This is a genomic window from Mesorhizobium sp. 43Arga (genome assembly GCF_053714255.1).
The window spans coordinates 341207-362951 of sequence record NZ_JBSKBO010000004.1 but is presented as its reverse complement, the minus strand read 5'-3'; the positions used below and the strand labels follow the sequence as shown (position 1 = coordinate 362951).

Below are 21745 nucleotides of genomic sequence, written 5' to 3'. Positions count from 1 at the left end.
AACCCCGGGTGGGCGGCAAAGCGCTTTTCAGGTAACATGGGAACCTACCGCAACCTGACGGCCTATCCTCTCACCAGCCAAAGTGAAGTGATGAAATTTGGATCGAGTGGCCTTAGAGGCCTGGCTTCGGAACTGGTCGGCAACCCTAGTGGACTTTATACCGAGGCTTTCGCGTGGCGCCTGGCTGCCCACGGGATTCAGCCGAATGCCATGGTGCTGGTGGGGCGTGACTTGCGCGACAGCAGCCCCGCTATTGCCGCCAACTGCATGGCAGCCCTGGCGGCAAACGGGCTTCAACCGATCGATTGCGGCGCCATTCCAACGCCGGCTTTGGCGCTGTACGGCCAGCAGCATGGCGCAGCGGCCCTTATGGTGACGGGTTCGCATATTCCCTCTGATCGCAACGGTATCAAATTTTATGGCCCGCACGGCGAAATCAGCAAGGCCGATGAAGCCGCCATGGCACGATACGCCGCCGAAAGATCGGGAGCCTATTGCCCGCCGACGCCGCCAGGAACGGCCTTACCAACACGCCATGATCAGGCGATCGCAGCCTATCGCGCGCGCGCTGAGATCATACTGGAGCCCGGCTCCCTTCCCGGCATGAGGATCGGCGTTTATCAGCACAGCTCGGTGGCGGCGGATCTGCTGGTCGAGGTTCTCCAATCCCTTGGCGCTAATGTGACGCCTGTCGGGAAATCCGGTACCTTCGTGCCCGTTGACACTGAAGCTGTCAGCCCGACCACATTAGCAAAATTCAAGCGTTGGGCTCGGGAATTCAGCCTCGATGCCATCGTATCGACAGACGCCGATGCCGATCGTCCGCTCATCGCCGACGAGAATGGCGATCTCTTTCGCGGCGACCTGATCGGCCTCGCCACGGCTTTGTTCTTGCGGGCAGACGTCGTCGTGACGCCGGTGACCTCCAATTCGGGCATTTCGAACGCCTTGGGTTTCGAGGTCGTGAGAACGAAGGTCGGATCTCCCTTTGTTATCGAAGGGATGGAAGCATCACACCAGGCCGGTCGCATCGTCGTCGGCTTCGAGGCCAATGGCGGCGTTCTCCTGGGATCGGATTGTTTCTTGCGCGGAAAGACACTGACGGCATTGCCGACACGGGATTCCCTACTCCCGATCCTCGCCGTCCTGGGTCTGGTTGCATCGACAGGAAATACCCTGTCGCAGTTGCGCGCGGTCTGGAAGCTTCCGGTTTGTGCAAGCGAGCGACTTGAAAACTTCCCGGTGGAAAGCTCGCACAGCTTGATGCGCCGCCTCGCGGATCGGGATGCCCTGCGGCAATTCCTGGCGCCTTTCGGGACCGTTGCCGAAATCGACGAGACCGACGGCTTCAGGATGCGAATGCAGACTGGTGAGATCATCCATTTGCGGCCCTCCGGCAACGCACCTGAACTTCGCTGCTATTCGGAGGCTGCAAATCCTGACAGAGCGGCTGCGATCGTGGCATTGACGCTTGAAAGGGCGCGGGCGATCACGTCCACGGATTAAACAGCGGCCGTCTCGTGAAATGGTTCACGCACTGGCGCAAGACCCCTTCCGACCGCTCGACCACACCTTGAAGCGCTTCGCTTTCAAATACGACCCAGGACGAATGCAAGATAAAGCCCCAGCGTCCCGGCAAGGGTCTGGCGATAGACACCGCTTGCGGGCAGAGTGCGCAAACGCTGGAAAAGACTGCCCTGCCGACCACTTGCAAACAGGTCGAGGCACGCCGCGGCATCCGGCGTAAGCAGGTCGCGATTGACCGCCAGACCGGCAAGGTTGAGATCGGTCCAGTCGGCAAACTCGCCCTTGAACAGGCGCCCAAGCCGCGAGACCCTTGCCGCCCACGACACGTTCGCGCCGACGAGGTTCGCCGCATGCTGCCGGTAGCGCACCAGGGGCCGCGGGTCGTAATGGACGACGCCGCCGGCGCCGGTGACAACCAGATAGGCCCACCAGTCGTGGCTGACGAAGCCCGTGCGTGCCGAAGCCCTTGCCAACAGATCGCGTGCCGCGCGATTGAGCAGGATGGTGTTGCCGCCGGCGATGCTTTGCACGAGCGCGTTGCGGAAGGATGGCGGCCGCTGAAACAATGGCGAGTGGCCGGCAAGGCTACCCGTTTCAGTCATGGTCGCGGTTCGCGAGCAGAACATCAACGGGGGTTCCGCGCCGAATGCCTGCATCCATTGGATGGCACTTTCCAGCCTGTCCGGCTCCCAGACGTCGTCCTGATCGCTGAAGGCATAGAAGTCGGCATCGATACGCCGGTCGAGTATCATCGAACGGAAATTGGCGGCGAACCCTTCGCGCGGCCCCTGCACCAACGTCACTCGACCCTTTGTCCAGCGGGACTTCCAGGCTTCAATGATGGGAACCGTGCCGTCGACGGAGCCATCATCGGAGATCCAGAGGTCGATGAGCGGATGCGACTGGGCGAGCAGGGATTGCAACTGCTCATCAATGAACGCGGCGCCGTCTTTTGTGCCCATCAGCACCGCTATGCGCAGAGCTGCCTTATCCACGAATGTCGAACACCCTGCTTGAGTTCCTCATGGAGGCGAGGCGCATCCGTGGCCGAAGTCCGAATACAGATTCCAGCTTCATCGGATGGCGCTAGGCTCCAGGCTCGTGGACGTCAACACCAGCAAAGTGCGAACACGAAAATCGCTCATGGCCGTTCACTTTTAAAGGGAAATTTCCGGCCCGTTGCGTTGTATCGCATACTGTGGGCTCGAAGTCATAGCCAGAGGTTTTTTCGGTATGAGCGGACGATCAATGGGGGAGCGTGGTGCATCAATCCCGGGTGAGTGCCGCGAGCTTAACATTAGTCTCAACTAACGAAAAAAGCCGCACGGCATCAGCATGTGCCCGGTTTTGCCGCAGTTGACTCTGCTTTTGACCTCGTTACGACGCAATGCGTTGCCATATGCCTGTCGAAATGGCTATTAGAGATGGGTTTGGTGGTTCGCCATGGCCCGCGAAAGACAATGCGCCAGAACAACGGATTGCGATACTCCCAGCTATGATTGCGGCACTAAACGGCGCTTTTGACGACATCTCAAAAGCCATGAGATTACACCGGGTCTGGATCGCGCTTGCCCATGAGGACATCGGCGACCAGCACAGACGCACGACGCTCGGCCCGCTTTGGATGCTGGTCAACTATTTCGCTTTCGTCGGCACATTTGCCTTTGTCTTCGTGACCAAGGACGCAAGCAACCCAAGCTATATAGCCTATGTGGCCATCGGCATGCTGGTGTGGTTCTACCTCACCGAGACCATCACCATGAGCGTGTCTCTCTTCCAGCGCGAAGCCAGCTTCATTCAGGGCACGACGCTGCCGTTGTTCGTATATGTGATGCGCTTGACGATGCAATGCATCATTCGGGCCGGTTATTCGCTGGCGGGTTGCGTTCTTATTTTGCTTTTGAGCGGTTACGGAATCAACACAAACTGGCTGCTGTCCTTGCTGGGGTTGTTGCTCCTGATCCTGGCAACCCCTGCATTTGTGGTGGTTTTTGCGTTCCTGGGCGCATTCTTTCCCGACAGCGAATTCATCGTTGGCAACCTGATGCGGGTGGGCATGTTCTTCACGCCGGTCTTCTGGGTCTATAGTGGGCAAGAGGGCATTCAAGCATACGCCTATCATTGGAACCCGTTCACCTATTTCCTGGAGAGCGTGCGAGACCCGATCACGACGGGCATATTTCCGGGGCATGCCTTGGCGGTGACAGGTTATTTCTGCCTCGGCCTCTGGGCACTTGCGCTGCTGCTGCTGGGCCTTTATCGCAAGCGCATCGTTTTCCTGATCTGAGTTCCATGACCTCCATCACACTGAACAATGTCAGCCTGGTCTACCGCCTGTTTGAAAAGTTGACGCTTTCGGCTCCCGGCCGGCGTCGGAGCGCTCTCGGCGGCAATATTGCCAAGTCGGGCACCAAACAGGTCGTGCAGGCGCTCGACGGTGTCAGCTTCGAGCTCAAGGCGGGCGACCGGTTAGGGCTTGTCGGCCCGAACGGCGCCGGCAAGACCACCCTGCTCAAGGTGCTATACGGAATCTACCAGCCATCGGGTGGCACGATATCGATCACCGGCAAGGTCGATGCCCTGTTCAACATCCACATAGGGTTTCGTCCCGAGGCCACCGGGCGCAGGAACATCGTGCTGAGGGGGTTGATCAGCGGTTGGACGGCGGCCGAGATCGAAGAGAAGATGGAAGAAATAATCGATTTCAGCGAGCTGGGCGACTTCATAGACCTGCCGTTCAAGGCGTACAGCCAAGGCATGGCGGCACGTTTGGCATTTGCTGCAGCGACCACTCTCGAGCCTGAAATTCTGCTGATGGATGAATGGATTGGCGCCGGCGACGCGTCGTTCCAGGAGAAAGCCAAACGACGCATGGACGAACTGGCGGAAAAGGCCGGCATCATCGTGTTGGCCAGCCACGACGATGCGCTCATCCGGCGCGTCTGCACGAAGAAACTCACACTTCGAGCCGGCCGGGTGGAGTCGCTGGCTTAAATCGCAAAGCGTGCGCATTCAAAGTGCCATCTCCGCCCCCGCCAACGAGCGGAACGTTGCATCCGCTCGAGAACCAGGCCGTCTTAAGGCATCGACCAAACTGCGCCTTACGATTCATGTAACGCGCATAAATCGACGGTCATTTCACGAGAGACCTTAGCCGTCTGCCGATCCGATAGAACGGCCGCAAGGCATAGAATACACCCGGCGCCCTCGCATGCAGGGACCGCTTGGCAGCGCCGACAGTCGCGACGATCGATTCCTTGAGCAGCGGCTGGCGAGCGGCCAGAACAGAATTGCCCACGTTGCCCCCGACTTGAACTTCACGGGACTTCGCAACACGCAACCTGTCGACAATCGCAAAGAAACTGTCGTTGGGGAAATGCGACATCACTTTTTGCAGCTTGTATTCAAGCATCGTGTAATTGAATGCAGCCTGCCTTGGGGAGATGATATGGTGCGCCAGATAGCCGGCGTCCTGAGCCACGTAGACGATGGCCCTCTCCAGGGCGTGCGGCAGGTCCCCATCCGCATATTCCGTGTCGGATGGGAAATCGCTGTGCTTCCATTCTCTGTCAAACAGCTTCTGCAACGCTTTTGGCCGGAACCAGAACATCGAACCATACGGGGCGACGGGCGTGTCGTCATCAAGGGGCACTTTGACGTTAAGTCGTTTCAGCAGGGCTCTCACCGGCTCCTTGTTGGCAAACCATGACCGGCCCATGGTATCGAAGGAGATATGGATAATCGGCGGGAGGGCAATTCCGACAACAGGATTCTTGCGAAACAACTGTATGACATTCTCGACATAGCCAGGGCTATTCAGCAGATTCTCCAAGAGGTGATTCTTGAAGAGCAACGCTCGCGGACCTGAAACCTGGAGCGTTTTCTTTGTGTGTATCCTGCACACGAGATCGTAGTTGTCCTGCAGAAAAATGTCTCTGCACGTGATGAAAAAAGCGGCCATGTCGCGCCCGCGGTTGCTGTCGACGACACGAACAATTACCTTTCCAATGCCCGCTTCCGATTTAAGGCGATCTTCGATAAATTTCTTCTTTTCCTTGGAGTCAGTGGTGGCGATAAAGTCATATTTGGTATTGATATTCTTGGAATATGATACCAGTTCATCGAGCAGATCAGTGTAGTAAACATGCGCGCATACCGCAATACGCAAGTCGTCCGGAGCGCCAGCCTCAAGCTGTTGATCTGGCAACACGGACATAAGCGCGGCATTGGTATTAATTATTCTCGGCGCCGCAGTGCGCGAAATATTCTTCCAAATAAGATTAACGTCGTAATCGGACGTCCTGGCAATTATATCCATTGCCTTCGGCAGATTTATCGCGTTGTTGTCGTGGAATAATGAGTCGTGAAAAAATAGACGCCGCTTTAGCAGCGGCAATCTATTCTTCATCGATTCATCGATATCAATAAAACACGGATAGGCCGAACCGTAGTCGTCCGGATCTTGATAAGAGTCGAACTTATACTTCAGCTTGGCGAAATTTTTGGTAAACTGGGTTTCGTGCTTTAGTACCGAGTCGTTGTAACTCTTTATTTCCGGCATCGTTTCCCAGTACCGGCGAAACGCCAAGGATGTGAGCATGGGCTTTCGAATGGCTATGAAATGGGAATTGATGTGACGAGGAAGGACACCTTCCCCTGTAAAGGGATTGGGAATCATCTCCTTGTGAATCGTAATCCCCCAGAAATCCAAGGCAGTTCGCTTTTCCATCGCCTGGAACATCTCGGAAAAGGGGTAAATGGGGCCGTAGAACGTATGATTGTAGAGTAGCAGTTCGTCATACTCGCCGAGGTTCTCGTAACCAACTGATTCAATCGCCGTCTTGTAGGCCCAAACATCGAATCCGCTGTTGTCTCGAATTATTACTTCCTCGGCCAACGCCCTCGCGGCGATTTCGGAATCGCGCGACAAGGGGCCGTTCGACACAAAAATCGTCCTGCTTACGAATGGTTGCAGAGATTTGATCAGGTGCAGAAAGTAATCATCCACCACACCCTCTTCATCATAAAAGAAGGCTACGGCAAGTCGCTTTGTCATTTACCCGGATCCAGATGTTACGAAGGAGGGAGGATGCCACAGATTGATCGATACGGTACTTCAGCTGTTTCTTGGTTGCTCAGCGAGCGCTTCCGCCTTGTAGGGCATCCGCCCAGCAGGAACAATCGACTGAAGGCGCTTTGGCCGCTGGACGGAACCGAAAATCCCCGTGGCAAATGAACGTTGGAGCATTTCGTGTCAACCTTTCCCGCTTCCTTCTATCAACAATTCGAGAGCGATATATGACGGCGATGTGCCCCGCCCTGCCGCGTCCTTGAAGAGCGGTCTAGCCCATACGGCGAAAGACGAAAGGGAGACGGATGGAAACTCGACTGCCGGGCAAGGCCTGGGACAGGGAAGAGGTCGCAGACAAATTTTCGGGCAGACAAGCCAATTTCAGCTTAAACATTCAGAGGGTTTAAAACCCGATCACCGCTCAGCGGCAGAGAGCGGGCAGCACTACCTACCTGAGCACAAGCTTACCAAGCCCACACGCAACAGGCGCCCTTCACGCTTTCCGGACCCGACGATTACCTACGGCTCTGAGAGCCTGGTAAGCCGGTCTGAGAATACGAAACAAGAATGGCGATCTGCGCATTGTCGATCGCTTTGCAGCATTAATCAGGGCTTTGAACGCCGGTTTCACGCCAAAGTTTGGAGACTGCCCGGAATGGACAGCAGATAATTTTGCTTCCAGCATTGTATAGTTTCGAGCTGCATGGCTTGGCGTCAGGACATGGCGGAACATGTAGCCGGCATCCAGCGCGACATATGCCACGATCCGCTCGATCGCATAAGGTAAACTGCCATCCTTGTGACGCACTCCAGCGAAGTCGCTCCATTTCCATTCATGCGCGAACAACTTCTTCAATGCCGGCGGTCTGAACCAGTACATTCCTCCGTAAGGCGCCACTGGCATGTCGTCATCGAGGTGTATTTTCAGGTCCAGCTTTTCGGCAAGCAGAGCGACATTGTCCTTGTTTCCAAACCAGGAATTCCCGATCGTCGGATAGCCGATATGGATTATCGATGGCATGACAAGCCCCAATGAAGCGTCTTCTGCAAACAGGCCAAGTATGTTTTCGACATAGGCTGGGGAGCAAAGTAAATTGTCCAGCATATGCATCTTGAATTGCTCGCCCTTAGCGCCATCCTGGGGCGATTTCTTCGAATGCACGCGACAGACGAGATCGTAATCTTCCTTCAAGACATAGTCCCGACAGGCGATCAGCAGCGCCGATGTATCTCGACCCTCATTGGATTCAACGACGTGAATGATCACACAGTTGGCACCGCGCGTCCCAGCAATTGCGGTTTCGATCGCCGCCTTTTTTTCATAGGTGTCGGTCGTGACGATTAGGTCATATCCAGCGGGAATATTCTCCACATAGGCCAATATCTCCGCCGTCATCTCCGTATAGAATATATGAGCGATAACGGCGATGCGAAATGACTTTTCTGCAATATGAGCCGTCGTGACTTCATCAGGAAGCACCGACAACAGAGCGGCATTGCAGCTAAGCGTTCTCGGCTTTGCAATTCTGCCGACACTGCGCCAGACCAATGAAAGATCATATTCAGAATTCTCTTTTATGATCTCCAACGCTCTTGGCAAATTTATCGATTCACTCTCCAGAAATAGCGTTTCATGGAAAAATAGCCTTCTCTTCAGTATTGGGCTCCTATCCTCCAGCGTCTTGTCGACTTCCATAAGAACCGGATAGGAAGTTTTGTATCTTTCGGGATCGAGATAGACCGCGCACCGGTATCCAAGATCTTCGAAATGCTTGGTGAAGACGGTCTCGTGCCTCCCAATCGAATCCATATAGGTTTCGATCTTGCCCATACGTTCCCAATAAAGCTCGAAAGCTTTCGACTGGTGAAGAGCCTTCCGAACCGCGATAAAGTGCGAATTGAGATGAAATGGCAGTTCGGATTTCATCGAGTCGAAGGGATGCGGGCGCATCGCACGGTGTGCCGATATACCCCAGAAATCACACACGCGACGCTCCATTTGCGAGAACATCTCGGAAAATGGAAAAATTGGACCGTAAAACGTATGATTGAAAAGGAGCACTTCATCGAATTGCGCTAGCTGCGACCAGCCGATGTCATCAAGGCCGGCCTTGTACGCCCAAACGTCGAATCCGCTGTTCTCCCGGACAATCAGCCTATCAACAGCCTGCGAGAGGCGACGATCGGATTCTTGATCCAAGGACCCGTTGGACACAACGATCATGCGTTCGACAAAAGGCCTCAACGAGGCCAGCAAATGAAGGAAATAGTCCTCCACCTTGCCGTCTTCATCATAGTAGAATGCGATGGCCAAACGCTTCATTGTATTCCGCTACGCGCTCTTCAACACGCGCACGACCCTTCGGCGCGAAATATCGGTCCTAGAGCAAATTCCAGGAAAAGTGTGAGCGGTTTTCCGTCTGGAATTGCGGCAAAACAAAGAGCTAGAGCGGTTCGCCGTTTCCATGAAACGGTGAAACGCTCTAGCCAAGCCGCGAATCGATCCATTCGGAAAGTTGCCCTATTCCTTCGTCGACACCGTGCAACGGCCGCCATTCCAGCTCACGCACGGTGCGGTCAATGTTCGCGACGGCACAACGAACATCGCCGTTGCGGAACATTCCATTGACGCGCGGCTCTGGCGCCCCATACCTCTTTGCGACGATCCTTGCCAACTCGAGAACCGTGGTCTTGGAGCCGGTACCCACATCATAGGGGAGCGATTGCGACAAATCCACATGCGCCGCCTTGTCGAGCGCCGAGGCCACGTCAGCTATGAAAACGAAATCCCTGCCTATATCCCCGTCTTCATAGATCGGAATGCTTTTTCCTTCTTTGGCCATCCTGATGAACAATGACACAATTCCTGTGTAGCTGTTCGTCAGGGACTGCCCCGGACCATACACATTCTGAAGACGAAGCACGTTGACTGTTGTTCCGAATGAAAGAGCCCAAGCTCGCAATATCTGTTCTTGAGTTAGTTTCGTTGCCCCGTAGATACTGGTTGGATTCGGTATCGTCTTTTCCGCGTCCATTGGAAGAGGCTCAAGCCCAGGGAAATTCCACTCCGCGCGTTCAAGCTGCGACTTCGATCTCTGGCCCGGATACGTCACTTCGCCCGTCGCCTTGGATCGCCATGCCCCTTCTCCATAGACGGCCCGGCTCGAAGCCAGGACAAACCGCTCGGGAATATGCGATGCCGTGGCGAAGGCGTCCAACATGCGGGTCGTGCCAAGGACATTTGCGATCGCGTGGCGAGAGGCCTCTGTGAGCGACTGTCCCGTGCCGGTTTCAGCGGCCAGATGCACGACAACATCAGGTCGGGCGGTTTCCAACACCTGCGCCCAGGTAGAAGCCTCGGTCACATCCGCAACGACAAGTTCAACGCGGGGATCAAGTTCGGCCGGACGTTTTCGCTCAGCGTGAATTTGCGGATGCAAACTGTCGATGACTATCACACGCCCGAAACGGCTTGCCAATTTGGTTGACAAGGCACATCCAATGAATCCGGCCCCGCCGGTAACTACGCATGTTTTGGACATTCAAGCAGCATTCCCGTTTCATTAATCCGGCTGTTCGCTATCAGCGTCAATCTCATTTGGATAGATACAAGAGGCTCCCGCCTAACTTGAAGCGTCGCGTCAGGCGTCCGTGCCTGCGGAAAGCCGTACCAAACGGCAGGTATGCCGATCGATGAAAGCTAGCAACAAGGACCGCCTCTTTGGAGGATATAATGCAAGATGAGACCCGAGAGGAGCGCCTGACATCAGTTGCGCCCTTTTTTCCCAAGGGCAGCCCAAAGCTGCTTTGCTGCTCTTAGCGGCGCAGCGGCGCGCCAAGAAGCGCTGGCATAAATGGCGTCAATTTCGGCGCGGGTATTGTCGCGATCGGCGAGCAGCAGCGCGATTTCGGCATCGCGCGCATCGATCATTTCACGGGCCGCCGCAAGCTGGGCGTCAAACTCATTCCTCAGCTCGGCAAGAGCTTTCCTCTGCTCGGCAAGAGCTTTTTCGAGGTGAGCCATCCGTTCCCGAGCGGCCTTGCTTTCTCGATTCATCGACGCAATGGTTTCGCGTGCGACGGACAATTCGTTCGCAACCACTGCCTGACGTTCCTTCAGCGCCGCGGTCTCGGCCTCGGCGTGCTTGGCGTGGTCGGCAAGCAGGCTAGCCTGCTGCTCGCGCCTTGCCAGTTCGGGAAAAGTGGCCTTGCCGAATACCGCCGACGCCTTGTCGAATTCCCGCCTGATGCGTGAAAGCTCGTCCTGCGCGAGATGGCTTTCCGGCCTTTGCTTGCCAAGTGCACACAAGGCTGCATAGGCATCGCGCACCCAAACATTGACGGCACCCGCCTGCAATTCGCCCCAGCTCGATGTATGGTGCTGAAGCTCCGGCCTGAGATAAGCCTCGATGTCGGCTTCCGCTGCGGCGATCGCCGTGGGCCAAGACAAGTCCAGAGCCTCGCCCACGCGACCGATCGTGTCGCGCCAGTCGCGAAGGAATTCTTCATAGGAGATGAAGCTACGCCTCTTGCCGCGCGTCGCGGCCTCGGCGTCAAGAACATGACGCAGCCAAACGAAACAGGCAAAGTCAGCCGTGATGCCGTCCCGCTCCTTTAGCGAAGCGAACACCGCCAGCGGATGACGGTTGGGCAGCACGAAGAGAGGCACGACGCCCATATCTGCAAGCAAGGACTCGTAAAACGGTACAAATCGACAGATGCGCGGGTCTTTCAGGACGAACAACGGCGCGTCGCCGAATTCCTCCAGTATAAGCGCCTTGATGTCGTCCCTGTAACGGGCAAGCCGCGGCTCGCCGAGCGTGGTCGGATCGAAAGCCCGCCAATCGTCCCATCGGCTACTGGCTTCGGCCAGCATTTGGTCATGCAGTTCCACGAGCCGCGCCGGCTCCCAATGACCTGTTTCGTTGGTCGGATAGGCGCCCAATATGTTTCTCGGCAGTTCCGCGCCAAGCAGGCTGATCGCTCGCGTCAGCGCGCTGGTGCCGGAGCGATGCATGCCCAGCACCATGATGCAGGTGCGCTTGGCAAGCTTGGGTTCACGCGGCTTCGACGCCACCTCGCCGTCCGGCGCCGCATCTTGCAGATTTTCTGCCGAGGCCCGCTTGTTCATGCAGGCGGTGCCCGTTTCATGTCGCCCACCAGCCGGCGCACCCCGGCTTCCGTCGATTTCCGCCAGTCCGGCGCGTCCCAGCCGAAGGCTGACGCGAATTTGGCGCTCGAAAGCCGGGAATTGGCGGGGCGGCGCGCCTTGGTTGGATAGTCCGTGGTGGCAATGTCCCGCACCCGTGCCCAAGGACCATCAAAAGCCCGGCTCGTGTCCAGGATATGGCGGGCAAAACCGCTCCAGTTGGTCTCGCCCGTGCCGGCCAGATGATAGGTCCCGAACGCGGCGAAGTCCTTGTTGCGGTGCAGCATCGTCGCGGCATGCAGGATCGCATCGGCGATATCGAGCGCGCATGTGGGATTTCCCCATTGATCGGCCACCACTGAAATCTCGTCGCGGTCGGCGGCCAGCCGCAGCATGGTTTTGACGAAATTTTTGCCAAACGGGCTGTAGACCCAGGCCGTTCGCAGGATCAGGTGGTTCGGGCTGGCGGCGGCCACCGCCTGCTCGCCGGCGAGCTTGGAAGCGCCGTAGACGCCGAGGGGTGCAGTTACATCGGTTTCGACATAAGCGCCGGGAGCGCTGCCGTCGAAGACATAGTCGGTCGAAAGATGGATGACGGGGACGCCGAGCCGCGCGGCGGCCTCGGCCACCTTGCCTGCGCCGGCCGCGTTGACCGCAAAGGCGAGATCAGGTTCATCCTCGGCCTGGTCCACGGCCGTGTAAGCAGCGGCCGATACGACGATGTCAGGCTTGGCCGCAGCGATGGCGTCGATGACGGTCTCCGGTCTTGCCAGGTCGAGCTGCGGACGGCTGATGGCGACGACCTCCACATCGGCGTGCGCCTGGCCGACTTCCAGCAGGCTAGCCGCGACCTGGCCGTCGCGTCCGGTGACAACGAGCCTCACGCGTCCACCTTGCGGGCTTGGCCCAGTCTTTCGCCGGCATAGCGCTGCTCGCGGATCGGCCCCCACCACCATTTGTTGTCGAGGAACCAGTCAACGGTTCTAGCCAGGCCGCTGTCGAAATTCTCGCTCGGCGCCCAGCCGAGCTCGCGGCCGATCTTGGAGGCATCGATGGCGTAGCGGCGGTCGTGGCCCGGGCGGTCGGTGACGAAGGAAATCAGGTCGCGATAACGCCTGCCGCCGACCCGGGGACGCCTGATGTCGAGCAGGTCGCAGATCGTCTCGACGACGGCGAGGTTCGTGCGTTCCGAATTGCCGCCGACATTGTAGCTCTCGCCCGGCGTGCCCTTGGTGGCGACCAGTTCCAGGGCTCGGGCGTGATCCTCGACGAACAGCCAGTCACGCACATTGGCGCCGGCGCCATAGACTGGCAGCGGTTTTTCGTCGAGCGCGTTGAGAATGACGAGCGGGATCAGTTTTTCGGGAAAATGATAGGGGCCGTAATTGTTCGAGCAGTTGGAGAGCACGACCGGCAGGCCGTAGGTCTCGTGCCAGGCCCGCACCAGATGGTCCGAGGCCGCCTTGGAGGCCGAATAGGGCGAAGATGGCGCGTAGGGCGTCTCCTCGACGAACATGCCACCGTCGAAAGGCAGATCGCCGAACACTTCATCGGTCGAGACGTGATGGAAGCGGAAGCGGCTTTTCCTGTCGTCGGGCAGGCCGCGCCAGTATTCGAGCGTGGCATTGAGAATGCGGTAGGTGCCGACAATGTTGGTCTCGATGAAGGCGCCTGGGCCATCGATCGAGCGGTCGACATGGCTCTCGGCGGCGAGGTTCATGACGATGTCGATATCGTCGCGGCGCAGCATGTCGAGCACCGCCTTCTCGTCGCAGATATCGGCATGGGCGAAACGATAATTATGCGCGTTCTCGATCTGCCGCAGCGAAGCCAGGTTGCCGGCATAAGTGAGCTTGTCGAGATTGGTCACCCGATAGGCCGGATTGGCGCACAAATGCCGGCACACCGCCGAACCGATAAAGCCAGCCCCGCCTGTCACCAGAAAATTCATGCCGCTATCCTCATTCCCATCAGGCAAACACTTCCGCATCGGCAAGCACCGGCGCCTTGAGATCCTTGTCCGAAAGCTGGAACCCGCCGGCCACTGAAGGCCATTCGATGCCGATGGTGGGATCGTCGAAGCGGACAGACCGATCGTGCTGGGGCGAATAGGTGTCGGTAACCTTATAGAGAACCTCGGTGTCGGGCACGAGCGTCACAAAGCCATGCGCGAAACCCTTTGGCACCAGAATCTGATTGCCCTTTTCAGCCGAAATCTCGCAGCCGACCCACCTCCCAAAAGTTTTCGAACCACGGCGGATGTCGACCGCGACGTCGAGGATACTGCCGCGAATGACGCGCAGCAGCTTGTCCTGGGCTCGCGGCTCGAGCTGGTAGTGAAGCCCTCGTAAGACGCCTGCCGTGGCGGAATAGGAATGGTTGTCCTGCACGAAAACCAAATCGATGCCTGCCTGCGAAAACCGCTCGGCATTGTAGGTTTCCATGAAGAAGCCGCGTGCATCGCCATGTCGCTTGGGAACGATTTCCAGCACGCCATCGATGCCGAGGGACCTGATCTCCAACGCTTAGCCCTCCAACAGATCGGCGACGCGCCGCCGCAGATAGGCAGCATATTCGTTTTTGCCCAACCGGGTCGCGCGTTGCAGCACTTGCTCCGCCGTCAGCCAGCCCTGCTCGAAGGCGATCTCCTCAGGACAGGCGACCTTGATGCCTTGCCGATGTTCGATCGTGCGCACGAAGGAAGAGGCTTCGTGCAAACTGTCGTGGGTGCCGGTGTCGAGCCAGGCATAGCCACGGCCCAAACGGTGCACATGCAGCTTGCCGCGCTCGAGATATACATTGTTGACCGCCGTGATCTCGAGCTCGCCACGCGCCGAGGGGCGGATCGTCGGGGCGATGTCGACCACCTCATTGTCGTAGAAATAGAGACCGGTGACAGCCCAGTTCGACTTAGGCTTCCGCGGCTTTTCCTCAATCGTCAGCGCGGTCCCGGTTGCCTTGTCGAAGGACACGACGCCATAGCGCTCGGGATCCTCGACATGGTAGGCGAACACCGAAGCACCCGCGTCGCGCGTAGCGGCGGCGCGGCAAAGCTGCGACAGGCCATCACCGAAATAGATGTTGTCGCCAAGGATCATCGAGACGCTATCCTTGCCGATGAAATCCCGGCCGATAATGAAAGCTTCCGCAAGACCATTGGGCTGCGGCTGCTCGGCGTAGGAAAACGCCAGCCCGAACTCCGATCCGTCGCCGAGTAAATCACGAAAAGCCGGCAGATCACGCGGTGTCGAGACAATCAGAATCTCTCGGATTCCCGCCAGCATCAGTACGCTCAGCGGATAATAAATCATCGGCTTGTCGTATATCGGAAGGATTTGCTTAGAGACCGCTAATGTCAGTGGATAAAGACGCGTTCCACTGCCCCCAGCAAGGATAATTCCTTTCAAGAAGCTCTCCTTGACATGCCGAAGCCCCCCGGCCCTGACCGTCCGTGCTTAGGTTTCATTCAATGGCTTGTCAATGCGGCACGCGACACAGGAGAGGTCTGTTTCGCACGCTAGGACATGACCTCAGCCACCCTAGCCAAAATACGCCTTGTACCACTCGACGAACCGCCCTACCCCGTCCGACACGGACGTGCCGGGACGGTAGCCAACAGCCTCCTGCAGCGCGGTGGTGTCGGCGAAAGTGTCCGGCACGTCGCCGGCCTGCAGCGGCAAGAGCTCGATGACGGCCTTGCGGCCAAGCGCGCTTTCCAACGCCTCGACATAGGCGGTCAGCTTGACCGGATTGTTGTTGCCGATGTTGAAGATGCGCCAGGGCGCGCTGCTCGTTGCCGGATCCGGATGGCCGGAATCCCAGGCGGGATTGCCGGCGGCAGGGCTGTCGCTGGCCCGGATCACGCCTTCGGCGATGTCATCGATATAGGTGAAGTCGCGCGTGTGGTTGCCATTGTTGAACAGCTTGATCGGCTCGCCGGCCAGGATGCTCCTGGTGAACAGGAACAGCGCCATGTCGGGACGCCCCCAGGGGCCGTATACGGTGAAGAAACGCAGCCCGGTGGTCGGCAGCCCGAACAGGTGGCTGTAGCTGTGCGCCATCAGCTCGTTGGCGCGCTTGGTCGCGGCGTAGAACTGCAGCGGATGATCGGCCGGGCGGTGCTCCGAAAACGGCATGTCCGTGTTGGCGCCGTAAACGCTCGAAGTGCTGGCATAGGTCAGGTGCGCCATGCCGGCATTGCGGCAGGCCTCCAGCATGTTGGTGAAAGCGACGATGTTGCTTTCGACATAGGCGCGCGGATTTTCCAGGCTGTAGCGCACCCCGGCCTGAGCGGCGAGATGGATCACCCGGTCGAAGTCGTGATCGGCAAAGCAGCCGTCCACGACTTCTCTGTCGGCAAGATTGCCGTGGATGAAATGATAGCCGGCATTGGTGCCGCGGCTGGCTTCGGCCAGCAGCCGCAGCCGTGCCTGCTTGATCCGCGGGTCATAGTAGTCGTTGACGCTGTCGATGCCGACAATCTCGTCGCCACGCTCCATAAGCCGCCTGGCGACATGATAGCCTATGAAGCCGGCGGCGCCGGTGACCAGAACCTTCATCGGAAGCGCCCGTCCTCGGGAATGGATCCCTACGCCTTATGGCACGCCAAGCTTCCTGCAGACCTCAGGCGCGCTTCAGCAGCGACCAGACGGCCGGCACAAGGCTTGCCGCCAGCGCAACCTTGATCAGGTCGCCGACGACGAATGGCACGACGCCGAACTGCCAGGACTTTTCCGGGCCGATCAGCAGCGCCAGCCAGGCAAAGCCCATCGCCATCATCACCACTTCGGCAACCAGCATAGCGTTGAAAAGCTTGATCGGGTGGCGATCCCAGCCGCGATCCGCGGCCCAGCCGACAATCGCCGCCATGACGACAAAGCCGGCGAGATATCCACCCGTCGGGCCGACCATGTAGGCAAGGCCAATGCCCTTCTCCGGTGTGCCCTGGAAGACCGGGAAGCCCATCGCGCCCTCCGCCATGTAGAGCAGCAGCGTGGCGACGCCGAGGCGCAGGCCGAAGGCGGCGGCGATCAGCAAGACGGCGAGCGTCTGCATCGAGATGTCGACGGGGCCCAGCACGACCTTGGTCTTGGCCGACAGGGTCAAAAGCAGCGTTCCGGCGATCGCCAGGAAAAGCTGTGTTGCCAGTCGCGCCGCGCCTTCCTGCGGCAAAGCCAGAGTAACAAGCGGGCGCATCGTCGTTGCAGTTGCCATGGTCTTCCCCAATCCGATCTAGCGCGATCCGATAATCGCGGTCCTGCGTTTTCCTATATTGGCTTGCGTGCTATGCGGCAATCGGTTTTGCCGTTCCGGGAGCAATGTGCCGATATGGCGCTCAAATTCGATACCAGCTTCGATCCGCATTACGGCCAGGGCGTGAACGTGGCACCGGACGTGCAGCGCGTCACCGTCCGGAACCCCAGCCCCTTCACCTTTCATGGCACCAACAGCTATATCGTCGGGCGCGATACGCTGGCGGTGATCGATCCCGGGCCGGATGACGAGGCGCATCTTCAGACCTTGCTCGGCGCGATCGCCGGCAGGCCGGTCAGCCATATCTTCGTCAGCCACACGCATCGCGACCATTCCCCGCTGGCGGCCCGGCTGAAGGAGAGCACCGGCGCTTTGGTGATGGCGGAAGGGCCGCACCGGCCGGCGAGGCCACTGCATATCGGCGAGACCAATGCGCTCGACGCCAGCGCCGACACCGCTTTCATTCCCGACATCGCAATGCCGGACGGCGCGTTGGTCGCCGGCGACGCCTGGGCGATCCGTACGGTTCTGACCCCCGGCCACACCGCTAATCATGCGGTGTTCGCGCTGGAGGGGACCGGCATCCTGTTTTCGGCCGATCATGTCATGGCGTGGGCGACATCGATTGTCGCGCCGCCCGACGGGGCGATGGCCGACTACATGGCATCGCTGGACCGCCTGATCGAGCGCGACGACCGCCTGCTGCTGCCTGGGCACGGCGGGCCGGTGACGAAGCCGCGCGCATTCATGCGGGGATTGAAGACGCATCGCAAGATGCGCGAGCGGGCCATATTGGAGCGGGTCAGGGCCGGAGACCGGACGGTTCCCGACATGGTCAAGGCAATCTACAGGGATACCGATCCGCGGCTGCATGGTGCCGCCGGACTGTCGGTGCTTGCCCATCTCGAGGATTTGGTGGCGCGCGGCATGGTATCGACGGATGCCGCCCCCGCTATCGACGGCATTTTCACCCCGGCTTGATAAGCCCGCCGGCCCGGGTTCCCACCCTCCCCTCAGGCGCGGCGCTGGGAAATGCCTATTCGGCCGGAGCCGCTCCGACCTGGCCGGCGACTTCCTGATCCAGCTCCGCCAGGAAATCGGTGATGCGCGCGGCATTGTCGCCAAGATCATAGCGGCCATAACGCGAGGCCGACCGCATGTCGACGATCACGCTATCGCCATTATCCGTCACGCGGATCGCCACATCGGCCGGAAGGCCGAGCACGAAGCCCTTGGCGACAGCGGTAATGGTCACGTCGCTTTGCCCGGCAAGGTCGGGATAGGGTTCGGAAAGATCCCAACTGCGCCGGTCGAGAACGGTTTCGACGGCATTGACGATGGTCTCGAATGGTAGGTCGTAGCTGCGCGCGGTGACCAACGGATAGCTGTCGGCCTGCAGCCTTTGTTCGCCTGGCGTCGATGGGGACAGCACATTCATGTCCTTGGTCCGCTCGCTGACGTCGAGTGCGGGCGGCTCGTCGAAATCGGTCGAAATGTCCCTGAGCGGCGGATAGATCGTCGCCCAGTAGGCGGCAACGCCATAGGGGACCAGCACCAGCAGTGCCAGCAAGGTGCCGACGGTCAGGTCGCGGCCGCCGCGATCGCCGAATTTCCAAAGTCTCGAAAAGGCAAAGGCGGCGAACAGCAGCGCCAGCGCCGCCAGCAGCGCGACGATGCCGAGCACCCACAGGAACACCGGCGTTTCGACGAGATCGAAGCGGTGGCCGACGAAGTCGGTCAGCAAAAGCACCGCTGAAAATGCTGCCGTGCGCCGCGACCAGCCGGCAGCCTTCGACGTTCGCCGTTCGGGAATGCTAACCATGGTTCTCTGCGTTGCCCCAACCCGGACGGAGGTTTAGTGCCTTTTCGCGGCGGCTTGAAGCCGAAACACGCAACATCCCTCAATCCGTCGGCAGGCGGTAGTCCCTGAACTGCTGGCGCAAGGTTGTCTTCTGGATCTTGCCGGTGGCGGTGTGCGGTATTTCGCCGACGAAAGCGACATCGTCGGGCATCCACCACTTGGCCACCTTGCCATCCATGAAACCGAGAATATCCGCCTTGGTCGGCTCCTTGCCCGGCTTGGCAACGACAACCAGCAAGGGTCGCTCGCCCCATTTCGAATGATGGACGCCGATGGCCGCCGCTTCGGCCACGTCCGGGTGACCGACGGCCAGATTCTCGAGGTCGATGGTCGAAATCCATTCGCCGCCGGACTTGATGACGTCCTTGGCCCGATCGGTGATCTGCATGTAGCCGCCGGCGTCGATGTGAGCGACATCTCCGGTATCGAACCAGCCCTCCGCGTCGAATTGCTCCGCCCCGGCGCCACCATAATAGCCGCGTGCGACGGCCGGGCCGCGCACTTTCAGGCGGCCAAAGGTCTTGCCATCCCAGGGTTGCGCATTGTTCTCGTCATCGGTCACCTTCATTTCGACGCCGAAGGGCGGGTAGCCCTGCTTCTGCTTGACATCGAGTCGAGCCTCGCCCTGGAGAGCGGCATATTCCGGCTTCAGGGTACATAGCGTGCCGAGCGGCGACATTTCGGTCATGCCCCAGGCGTGGATGACCTGGACGTCGTAATTGTCCTGGAATTTCGTCATGATCGCGCGCGGGCAGGACGAGCCGCCGATGACGACCTTGTTGAGATAGGGAAGCTTCTTGCCGGTCTCCTCCAGATATTGCAGCAGCATCATCCAGACGGTCGGCACTGCGGCGCTGAAGGTTACCTTCTCGGTGTCGAGCAATTCATAGATCGAGGCGCCGTCCATCTTGCAGCCGGGCATGACCAGCTTGGCGCCGACCATTGGGCCGCTCTGGCCGAGGCCCCAGGCATTGGCATGGAACATAGGCACAACCGGCAGGACCGTGTCGCGCGCCGACAGGCCCATCGCGTCGGGCATGGCGGCGATCATGGCGTGCAGCACGTTCGAACGGTGACTGTAGACGACGCCCTTAGGATCGCCCGTGGTGCCCGATGTGTAGCACATGCCGGCGGCGGTGCCCTCGTCGAAGGTCTTCCAGGCGAAGTCGCCATCGACCTCGTCAAGCCAGTCCTCGTAGGCGACGGCGTTGGCCAAGGTCGTCTGCGGCATGTGCGCCTTGTCGGTCAGCACGATCACTTTTTTCAGCGATTTGACGGCGCCGGCGATCTTCTCGAGCAACGGTATGAAGGTGAGGTCGACGAAGACGGCCTTGTCCTCGGCATGGTTCATGATCCAGACGATCTGCTCGGGAAACAGGCGCGGATTGAGCGTGTGATAGATGGCGCCGACCCCCATGATGCCGTACCAGGCCTCGAGGTGGCGCGCCGTGTTCCAGGCCAGCGTGGCGATACGGTCGCCCAACCCATAGCCGTCCCGCTCCAGCCGCTGGGCGACCTTGAGAGAACGACGATGGATATCGGCATAGGTGGTGCGCACGATCGACCCCTCGATCGAGCGCGACACGATCTCGCGCACTCCATGCTGCCGTTCGGCATTGTCGATAAGCTTGTGGCACAGCAGCGGCCATTCCTGCATCAGCCCCAGCATCCGGTTCCTCCTCCCTCGCGCATTTTGCGTCGTAGCTTTGGCGCATTGTGAAGCGAACCGGCGGATTGTCCAGTCACCCGCTCGCGCGGGACACGAATTTCAGGATCCGTGCCGCAACGGCAAGCAGTTGAATTTTGACATGTTTTGGATTTTGGACTGCAGGGCATTCCTGCCACCGCGATGGCACGAGGGTCGAAAACGCTCCAGGCGCGACGGTGTCCTATCCCACGAAATGACTGGGAAATCCGCCACAATCCGGCCATCGTCGGCGTTAAGCTTCGTTAACGGGTAAAGGGGGCGATTGGCGACTGAAAGAGGTTCGCATGGACACGCAGCTCGACGACAAAGCCCTTGAGAGTACACTTGCCGAAAGCCTGGCCGATCTGGTGCCGGACGAAAAAACTGTTTCCGAAGACGAATTTGTTGAAGTTGTCGGCGGCGCGCTCGAAGCGGTCGGCGGCACGCTCCTGTTCAAGATGTGCGTCCAGAACGAGGGGGAAGGCCAGCACGTCGCGGCCGCATCCGTCGGCGCTGGAGGCAATCGCCAGTTCCTGCTGCTCACCTTGCCGACTGGCGGCGGCTCGCTGAAAGTCGAGACCGTTTCCAGGAGCAGCAACCCGGTTGCGGGCATCGCCGCCGCCTATGCCGGACTGATGGACGCATTCAAGACCGCCGCCTGAGCCACGGCTGCCACTCGAAGCGCCGCAGCGCCACGCCTTGGTGATTGGCGCGCCTGTTTTCGTGATGCCCACCTTGCGCAACAGCTGTGCCCGCCACACTTTAAGGGGCCACGCAAGGAGAACCAGCATGGATAAGATCGCCAACCCGGCACCCGGCTTCCAGCGCAACCCCGACAAGATCATCACCATCGAACCCTATGTCGGCACCGTCACAGTGCGCGCTGGCGATACGGTCATCGCGTCGTCCGCCAAGGCTAAGGTCCTGAGCGAAGCGCCCTATCCCCCTGCCTTCTACATACCGTTCGCCGACATCGATTTCGACAAGCTCAGCAGCACGCAGCACTCGACCCATTGCCCCTACAAGGGCGACGCCAGCTATTGGAGCGTGCTGCCTGCGGGCGAAGCCGGTCAGAATGCGATGTGGGCTTATGAGCGGCCTTTCGACGAAATGAGCGAAATCCGCGACCACGGTGCTTTCTACGCCAGCAAGGTCAGCATCGAAGCCAAGCCGGGTTGAGCAGGGGGCAGTCCAGCA

At 59.1% G+C, this 21745-nt stretch carries 19 protein-coding genes; 6 read left to right on the top strand and 13 right to left on the bottom strand.

What is annotated here, in order from left to right; all coding sequences use genetic code 11:
- Positions 1-90 precede the first annotated feature (90 nt).
- On the top strand, positions 91-1506 hold the full coding sequence (locus ACWGS8_RS17380) for a phosphomannomutase (protein WP_454582208.1): 1416 nt from the start codon (positions 91-93) through the stop codon (positions 1504-1506).
- 83 nt (positions 1507-1589) lie between these two features.
- On the opposite strand, the gene ACWGS8_RS17375 is transcribed toward ACWGS8_RS17380, so the two are convergent.
- Positions 1590-2522, bottom strand: coding sequence for a glycosyltransferase family 2 protein (locus ACWGS8_RS17375; protein WP_454582079.1), 933 nt, complete (start codon positions 2520-2522; stop codon positions 1590-1592).
- Positions 2523-2926: 404 nt separating this feature from the next.
- Between ACWGS8_RS17375 and ACWGS8_RS17370 the strand changes: the two genes are divergently transcribed.
- Together ACWGS8_RS17370 and ACWGS8_RS17365 are read left to right on the top strand one after the other, a co-directional pair.
- Positions 2927-3814, top strand: a complete 888-nt coding sequence (locus ACWGS8_RS17370) for an ABC transporter permease (protein WP_454582078.1) — start codon at positions 2927-2929, stop codon at positions 3812-3814.
- 5 nt (positions 3815-3819) lie between these two features.
- On the top strand, positions 3820-4521 hold the full coding sequence (locus ACWGS8_RS17365; protein ID WP_010914947.1) for an ABC transporter ATP-binding protein: 702 nt from the start codon (positions 3820-3822) through the stop codon (positions 4519-4521).
- Between the two features lie 139 nt (positions 4522-4660).
- Here the strand turns inward: ACWGS8_RS17365 and ACWGS8_RS17360 are convergent, their stop codons facing one another.
- From ACWGS8_RS17360 to ACWGS8_RS17315, 10 genes are all read right to left on the bottom strand, one after another.
- Positions 4661-6583 (bottom strand): rhamnan synthesis F family protein, encoded by a 1923-nt coding sequence (locus ACWGS8_RS17360; protein WP_454582077.1) that lies wholly within the window; start codon positions 6581-6583, stop codon positions 4661-4663.
- Between the two features lie 508 nt (positions 6584-7091).
- Complete coding sequence (locus tag ACWGS8_RS17355; RefSeq protein ID WP_454582076.1) at positions 7092-8921, bottom strand: rhamnan synthesis F family protein; 1830 nt, start codon at positions 8919-8921, stop codon at positions 7092-7094.
- A 160-nt stretch (positions 8922-9081) separates the two neighbouring features.
- Positions 9082-10140, bottom strand: a complete 1059-nt coding sequence (locus tag ACWGS8_RS17350) for an NAD-dependent epimerase/dehydratase family protein (protein WP_454582075.1) — start codon at positions 10138-10140, stop codon at positions 9082-9084.
- A gap of 224 nt (positions 10141-10364) precedes the next feature.
- Complete coding sequence (locus tag ACWGS8_RS17345) at positions 10365-11729, bottom strand: hypothetical protein (protein WP_454582074.1); 1365 nt, start codon at positions 11727-11729, stop codon at positions 10365-10367.
- On the bottom strand, positions 11726-12631 hold the full coding sequence (gene rfbD / locus ACWGS8_RS17340) for a dTDP-4-dehydrorhamnose reductase (RefSeq protein ID WP_454582073.1): 906 nt from the start codon (positions 12629-12631) through the stop codon (positions 11726-11728). The genes ACWGS8_RS17345 and rfbD overlap by 4 nt, the downstream gene beginning before the upstream one ends.
- Positions 12628-13698, bottom strand: coding sequence for a dTDP-glucose 4,6-dehydratase (gene rfbB, locus ACWGS8_RS17335; protein WP_454582072.1), 1071 nt, complete (start codon positions 13696-13698; stop codon positions 12628-12630). The genes rfbD and rfbB overlap by 4 nt, the downstream gene beginning before the upstream one ends.
- 19 nt (positions 13699-13717) lie before the next feature.
- Entirely contained in the window at positions 13718-14269 is a 552-nt protein-coding gene (rfbC, locus tag ACWGS8_RS17330) for a dTDP-4-dehydrorhamnose 3,5-epimerase (RefSeq protein WP_454582071.1), read from the bottom strand.
- 3 nt (positions 14270-14272) lie between these two features.
- Complete coding sequence (rfbA, locus tag ACWGS8_RS17325; protein WP_454582070.1) at positions 14273-15154, bottom strand: glucose-1-phosphate thymidylyltransferase RfbA; 882 nt, start codon at positions 15152-15154, stop codon at positions 14273-14275.
- 132 nt (positions 15155-15286) lie between these two features.
- Positions 15287-16306, bottom strand: coding sequence for an NAD-dependent epimerase (locus ACWGS8_RS17320; protein ID WP_454582069.1), 1020 nt, complete (start codon positions 16304-16306; stop codon positions 15287-15289).
- Positions 16307-16370: 64 nt separating this feature from the next.
- Positions 16371-16961 carry a biotin transporter BioY gene (locus ACWGS8_RS17315; protein WP_454582068.1) on the bottom strand — a complete coding sequence of 197 codons (591 nt, stop codon included), beginning with the start codon at positions 16959-16961 and terminating at the stop codon, positions 16371-16373.
- Positions 16962-17075: 114 nt separating this feature from the next.
- Between ACWGS8_RS17315 and ACWGS8_RS17310 the strand changes: the two genes are divergently transcribed.
- A complete protein-coding gene (locus ACWGS8_RS17310; RefSeq protein ID WP_454582067.1) occupies positions 17076-17981 on the top strand; it encodes an MBL fold metallo-hydrolase in 906 nt (301 codons plus the stop codon).
- 55 nt (positions 17982-18036) lie between these two features.
- Here the strand turns inward: ACWGS8_RS17310 and ACWGS8_RS17305 are convergent, their stop codons facing one another.
- Together ACWGS8_RS17305 and ACWGS8_RS17300 are read right to left on the bottom strand one after the other, a co-directional pair.
- Entirely contained in the window at positions 18037-18822 is a 786-nt protein-coding gene (locus ACWGS8_RS17305) for a DUF1499 domain-containing protein (RefSeq protein ID WP_454582066.1), read from the bottom strand.
- 79 nt (positions 18823-18901) lie between these two features.
- Entirely contained in the window at positions 18902-20530 is a 1629-nt protein-coding gene (locus ACWGS8_RS17300) for a fatty-acid--CoA ligase (RefSeq protein ID WP_454582065.1), read from the bottom strand.
- 323 nt (positions 20531-20853) lie between these two features.
- Here ACWGS8_RS17300 and ACWGS8_RS17295 point away from each other — a divergent pair, with 323 nt between their 5' ends.
- Positions 20854-21210 carry a hypothetical protein gene (locus ACWGS8_RS17295; RefSeq protein WP_010914922.1) on the top strand — a complete coding sequence of 119 codons (357 nt, stop codon included), beginning with the start codon at positions 20854-20856 and terminating at the stop codon, positions 21208-21210.
- 127 nt (positions 21211-21337) lie between these two features.
- The gene (locus ACWGS8_RS17290) at positions 21338-21727 is read left to right on the top strand and encodes a DUF427 domain-containing protein (RefSeq protein ID WP_454582064.1); all 390 of its coding nucleotides are present in this window, start codon (positions 21338-21340) and stop codon (positions 21725-21727) included.
- The last annotated feature ends 18 nt before the right edge of the window (positions 21728-21745 follow it).

Coding starts and splice junctions, on each gene's coding strand:
- ACWGS8_RS17380 (WP_454582208.1), top strand. CDS start 91: ATGAAATTTGGATCGAGTGGCCTTAGAGGCCTGGCTTCGGAACTGGTC.
- ACWGS8_RS17370 (WP_454582078.1), top strand. CDS start 2,927: ATGCCTGTCGAAATGGCTATTAGAGATGGGTTTGGTGGTTCGCCATGG.
- ACWGS8_RS17365 (WP_010914947.1), top strand. CDS start 3,820: ATGACCTCCATCACACTGAACAATGTCAGCCTGGTCTACCGCCTGTTT.
- ACWGS8_RS17360 (WP_454582077.1), bottom strand. CDS start 6,583: ATGACAAAGCGACTTGCCGTAGCCTTCTTTTATGATGAAGAGGGTGTG.
- ACWGS8_RS17355 (WP_454582076.1), bottom strand. CDS start 8,921: ATGAAGCGTTTGGCCATCGCATTCTACTATGATGAAGACGGCAAGGTG.
- ACWGS8_RS17350 (WP_454582075.1), bottom strand. CDS start 10,140: ATGTCCAAAACATGCGTAGTTACCGGCGGGGCCGGATTCATTGGATGT.
- ACWGS8_RS17345 (WP_454582074.1), bottom strand. CDS start 11,729: ATGAACAAGCGGGCCTCGGCAGAAAATCTGCAAGATGCGGCGCCGGAC.
- rfbB (WP_454582072.1), bottom strand. CDS start 13,698: ATGAATTTTCTGGTGACAGGCGGGGCTGGCTTTATCGGTTCGGCGGTG.
- ACWGS8_RS17320 (WP_454582069.1), bottom strand. CDS start 16,306: ATGAAGGTTCTGGTCACCGGCGCCGCCGGCTTCATAGGCTATCATGTC.
- ACWGS8_RS17315 (WP_454582068.1), bottom strand. CDS start 16,961: ATGGCAACTGCAACGACGATGCGCCCGCTTGTTACTCTGGCTTTGCCG.
- ACWGS8_RS17310 (WP_454582067.1), top strand. CDS start 17,076: ATGGCGCTCAAATTCGATACCAGCTTCGATCCGCATTACGGCCAGGGC.
- ACWGS8_RS17305 (WP_454582066.1), bottom strand. CDS start 18,822: ATGGTTAGCATTCCCGAACGGCGAACGTCGAAGGCTGCCGGCTGGTCG.
- ACWGS8_RS17300 (WP_454582065.1), bottom strand. CDS start 20,530: ATGCTGGGGCTGATGCAGGAATGGCCGCTGCTGTGCCACAAGCTTATC.
- ACWGS8_RS17295 (WP_010914922.1), top strand. CDS start 20,854: ATGGACACGCAGCTCGACGACAAAGCCCTTGAGAGTACACTTGCCGAA.
- ACWGS8_RS17290 (WP_454582064.1), top strand. CDS start 21,338: ATGGATAAGATCGCCAACCCGGCACCCGGCTTCCAGCGCAACCCCGAC.